The organism is Novosphingobium sp. UBA1939, assembly GCF_002336885.1.
Lineage (GTDB): Bacteria > Pseudomonadota > Alphaproteobacteria > Sphingomonadales > Sphingomonadaceae > Novosphingobium.
The window spans coordinates 300-4,816 of the sequence record NZ_DDFB01000092.1 but is presented as its reverse complement, the minus strand read 5'-3'; the positions used below and the strand labels follow the sequence as shown (position 1 = coordinate 4,816).

The following is a 4,517-nucleotide window of genomic DNA, read 5'->3' as shown; positions in this document are numbered from 1 at the left end:
CCGGAGCGGGTATCGTTGCCCGTCGACGCGGCCGGCGCGGCCGGCGGCGCCGTGTTGGGGATTCTGGCGGGGGCGGCCACGATCTCGCGCGGTTTCGCCTTGCGGCCCGATGCCCCTTCCGCCCCTTCGGGCTCGGTGGTCGTGGCGGTCGCCGATGGTGGCGGGTTGTCGAGAGGAACGTCGTAAGCGGCCACGACAGATTCGAGCCCCGCCTCGCGCAGCACGGCGGGAAGGCCGCCGAACGCCCGCACCACCGCCCAGATCGCCACCGCGTGCAGCACGGCCACGCCCAGAGCCACGCCCAGCCGCGCCCGGCCATCCAGCCCCGGTGCCGTGTCGAAACGGGCCGGAGCGGAAGGGGCCGAGGGCGTCGGCGGGGTTGCGGGCGGACTCATGTTAATGCTGTGGACCCTCATATGTTAGTCACCCAATGGGATTGTATCCGTTTTCATCGCAATGCAGTATCCCTCCGGAACGGGGACGCGGCGACGACCGCCAGGGGAACAGACATGCGCGTGCTGGTGGTCGAAGATGAGCCGTTGCTCGCCATGATGCTGGAAGAAAGCCTGATCGATCTGGGGCATCAGGTGGTCGGGCCGGCCGCCAGCGCCGAACACGCGCTGAGACTGCTGACGAACAACCCGGTGGAGGCGGCGCTGCTGGACTTCTCGCTGGGCAGCGACGGCAATTCGGTTCCCGTCGCGCTGCAGTTGCGCGACGCCGGCATTCCGTTCTGCTATCTCAGCGGCCATGCCACGCTGGATGCCGGCACGGGCGCGCCCGATGCGCCGCTGCTGTCCAAGCCGGTTTCGATGGCGGCTCTGGAAGACGCGCTGGCGCGCATGGCCTGAAGAGGCGGCCGGCCAGGATGTGGCCGGTCAGGATTCGAGCAGGCTGTCGCCGCGCGCAAGGCTGTACAGCCGCAGCCCGTGCGACGCGGCGCGCTCCGCCGCCATGGTCGATGCGGCCGAGACGGTGACCAGCAGCGGAACATTGGCGATCACCGCCTTCTGCACCAGTTCATAGCTGCACCGCGCGGTCAGCACGACGAAGCCCGTGGCGGGGGATAGCCCCTGGCGCGCCAGCGCGCCGATCAGCTTGTCGAAGGCGTTGTGGCGGCCGACATCCTCGCGTGCGGCCAGGATCGTGCCATCGGGCGCGCAGAACGCGGCGGCGTGGGCGGCGCGCGTCGCCTGGCCCAGCGGCTGATGGTCCGGCAGCGCGGCCAGCGCGGCGAACAGCGCCGTGTCCGCCACGTCGAGCCGGGCCGTAACCTGCGGCAGCGGGCGCAGCACCTGTTCCAGGCTTTCGATCCCGCACAGGCCGCAACTGCCCTCGGCCAGCCGCAGCCGTGCGCGATCGAGCAGGGGCGCGGCGCGGGACGGCGCGATCTGCACGCGCAGCATCCAGCCGCCACCGTCGATGGCGTGCGCGTCCGCCGACTCGAACTCGTCCGGCGCAGCAATGAGCTGTTCGGACAGGCAGAAGCCCAGCGCATAGTCTTCCAGATCGGTGGGCGTGGCCATCATCACCGCATAGCCGATGCCGTTGATCTCGATCGCGACCGGCGCTTCCACCGCCAGCGCGCGGTCGATCGCGCGCGGCGCGCGGCCATCGGCGAAATGTTCGCGAAACGGAAACGCGCGCGCGCCGTCCGGGCTGGACATCAGGACGCGGCGGCGGCGCCGTACTGCCCGGCCAGCCGGGCGAGGGCGTCTCGGGCGACCGGGTCCAGCCCCGCGCCATCAAGGGCGAAGGCCATGTGCTTCATGCGCGGCGTCCAGAAGTCCTGGATGTGCTGCGCCACCATGCCGACGGGATCGGGATCGAGCGCGAGGTTGCGGGCGATCTGGTTGACCATGTAGGCGAGCTTTTCCGGCGTGTGGCTGCTCATTCGGCAGCCTCCATCGCGCCGCCCTCAATCCGGCGCGAGCGGCGGGTCAGTTCCTCGTAGCCCTCCTGCCAGTCGGTGGGGCCGTTGCTGGGGGTGACCTGCACCGCCGTCACCTTGTATTCGGGGCAGTTGGTGGCCCAGTCGGAATAGTCGGTGGTGACGACGTTGGCCTGCGTCGCCGGGTGGTGGAACGTGGTATAGACGACGCCGGGCGCGACGCGGTCGGTCACCGTCACGCGCAGCGTGGTCTCGCCCGCGCGGCTGGCGAGGCGGACCCAGTCGCCCGACTTGACGCCCCGGTTCTCGGCGTCGGTCGGGTGCATTTCCAAGAGGTCCTCGGGATGCCAGGCGACGTTGGCGGTGCGCCGCGTCTGCGCGCCGACGTTGTAGTGCGAGAGGATGCGGCCGGTGGTCAGCAGCAGCGGAAAGCGCGGGCCGGTGCGTTCGTCGGTGGGCACGTAGTCGGTCACCACGAACTTGCCCTTGCCGCGCACGAAGCCATCGACGTGCATGATCGGCGATCCATCGGGCGCGGCGGCGTTGACCGGCCATTGCAGCGATCCCTCGGCATCGAGCCGGGCATAGTTGACGCCGGAGAACGTGGGCGTCAGCCGCGCGATCTCGTCCATGATCTCGGACGGGTGGGTGTAGTTCCAGTCCAGCCCGATCGCGCGCGCCAGTTCCTGCGTGACCTGCCAGTCCTCGTAACCGTTAAGGGGTTCCATCACCTTGCGCACCGGCTGGATGCGGCGTTCGGCGTTGGTGAAGGTGCCGTTCTTTTCGAGGAAGCTCGATCCCGGCAGGAACACGTGGGCGTAGTTGGCGGTCTCGTTGAGGAACAGGTCGTGTACGATCACGCATTCCATCGCGGCAAGGCCGGCGGACACGTGCTTCGTGTCCGGGTCCGACTGGAGGATGTCCTCGCCCTGGATGTAGAGCGCCTTGAACACGCCGTCGGTGGCGGCATCGAGCATGTTGGGGATGCGCAGGCCCGGCTCGGGATCGATCTTCACGCCCCATTCGGCCTCGAACAGCGCGCGTGCGCCGGCATCGGAGACATGGCGATAGCCGGACAGTTCGTGCGGGAAGCTGCCCATGTCGCAGGCGCCCTGCACGTTGTTCTGCCCGCGCAGGGGGTTCACGCCCACGCCGCGCCGGCCGATGTTGCCCGTCGCCATGGCGAGGTTGGCGATGGCCATGACGGTGGACGAACCCTGCGAATGCTCGGTCACGCCCAGGCCGTAATAAATGGCCCCGTTGCCGCCCGTGGCGAAGAGCCGCGCCGCGCCGCGCAAGGCTTCGGCGGGAACGCCGGTGACAGGTTCGAGGAATTCGGGGCTGTGCCGCGCATCGGACACGAAATCGGCCCAGTGGCGGTATTCGTCCCAATCGCAGCGTTCGCGCACGAAGGCTTCGTCAGCGAGGCCTTCGGTGACGATCACGTGGGCCAGCGCGGTCAGCACCGCCACGTTGGTGCCGGGGCGCAGCGGCAGGTGGTAGTCCGCCGCGACATGGGGGCTGCGCACCAGATCGGTGCGGCGCGGATCGATCACGATCAGCTTCGCCCCCTGGCGCAGCCGCTTTTTCATGCGGCTGCCGAACACGGGGTGTCCGTCGGTGGGGTTGGCGCCGATCACCAGGATCACGTCCGAATCCTCGACCGAATCGAAGTCCTGCGTGCCGGCCGAGGTGCCGAACGTGGTCTTCAGGCCATAGCCGGTGGGCGAATGGCAGACGCGCGCGCAGGTATCGACGTTATTGTTGCCAAAGCCGGCGCGGATCAGCTTCTGGACGAGGAACGTCTCCTCGTTGGTGCAACGGCTGGAAGTGATGCCGCCCAGCGCCTGCCGGCCGTACTTTTCCGAAATCCGCTTCAGTTCGCGCGCGGTGTGGCCCAGCGCCTCTTCCCAGCTCACTTCCCGCCAGGGTTCGTCGATGCTGGAGCGGATCATCGGCTTGAGGATGCGGTCCTGGTGCTGGGCATAGCCCCAGGCGAAGCGGCCCTTGACGCAGGAGTGGCCGCGGTTGGCCTTGCCGTCCTTCCACGGCACCATGCGCACGAGCTGTTCGCCGCGCATCTCGGCGCGGAAGGTGCAGCCCACCCCGCAATAGGCGCAGGTGGTGACGACGGCGCGTTCGGGCTTGCCGATCTCCTTCACCGCCTTTTCCTGCAGGGTAGCGGTGGGGCAGGCCTGGACGCAGGCCCCGCACGAGACGCATTCGGACGAAAGGAAGCTGTCCGAGGCGAGGCCGGCCGAGACTTTCGAGCCGAAGCCGCGCCCGTCGATGGTCAGCGCGAACGTCCCCTGCACTTCCTCGCACGCGCGCACGCAGCGCGAACAGACGATGCACTTCGACGGATCGAAATCGAAATAGGGGTTGGAACTATCGGCCGGCTGATCGAGGTGGTTCTCGCCGGCGTAGCCATAGCGCACGTCGCGCAGGCCGACTTGCGCGGCGGTATCCTGCAATTCGCAATCGTTGTTGGCGCTGCAGGTCAGGCAATCGAGCGGGTGGTCGGAAATATAGAGTTCCATCACCCCCTTGCGCAGCTTCTGCAGGCGCGGCGTCTGGGTGTGGACGGTCATCCCCTCGGCCACGGGCGTGGTGCAGGAGGCGGGCG

General features: G+C 68.6%; 4 protein-coding genes and 1 pseudogene. 1 reads left to right on the top strand and 4 read right to left on the bottom strand.

From position 1 onward, the window contains the following. Positions 1-395, bottom strand: a pseudogene (locus B3547_RS12440) (hypothetical protein); the annotation flags it as partial. 114 nt (positions 396-509) lie between these two features. Here B3547_RS12440 and B3547_RS12435 point away from each other — a divergent pair. Continuing rightward, positions 510-851, top strand: a complete 342-nt coding sequence (locus B3547_RS12435; protein WP_158453931.1) for a response regulator — start codon at positions 510-512, stop codon at positions 849-851. A 27-nt stretch (positions 852-878) separates the two neighbouring features. On the opposite strand, the gene fdhD is transcribed toward B3547_RS12435, so the two are convergent. The 3 genes from fdhD to fdhF all read right to left on the bottom strand — a co-directional run. Then, positions 879-1,667, bottom strand: a complete 789-nt coding sequence (gene fdhD / locus B3547_RS12430) for a formate dehydrogenase accessory sulfurtransferase FdhD (protein ID WP_292963579.1) — start codon at positions 1,665-1,667, stop codon at positions 879-881. Beyond that, the gene (locus B3547_RS12425) at positions 1,667-1,894 is read right to left on the bottom strand and encodes a formate dehydrogenase subunit delta (RefSeq protein ID WP_292963576.1); all 228 of its coding nucleotides are present in this window, start codon (positions 1,892-1,894) and stop codon (positions 1,667-1,669) included. Before B3547_RS12425 ends, fdhD begins: the two co-directional genes overlap by 1 nt. Then, positions 1,891-4,517 (bottom strand): formate dehydrogenase subunit alpha (gene fdhF / locus B3547_RS12420; protein ID WP_292963574.1); only part of this gene is annotated, 2,627 nt, incomplete at its 5' end. The genes fdhF and B3547_RS12425, both read right to left, overlap by 4 nt.

Excerpts from the sequence above, each read along its gene's own strand:
- B3547_RS12425 (WP_292963576.1), bottom strand. The coding sequence starts at position 1,894 with ATGAGCAGCCACACGCCGGAAAAGCTCGCCTACATGGTCAACCAGATC.
- B3547_RS12435 (WP_158453931.1), top strand. The coding sequence starts at position 510 with ATGCGCGTGCTGGTGGTCGAAGATGAGCCGTTGCTCGCCATGATGCTG.
- fdhD (WP_292963579.1), bottom strand. The coding sequence starts at position 1,667 with ATGTCCAGCCCGGACGGCGCGCGCGCGTTTCCGTTTCGCGAACATTTC.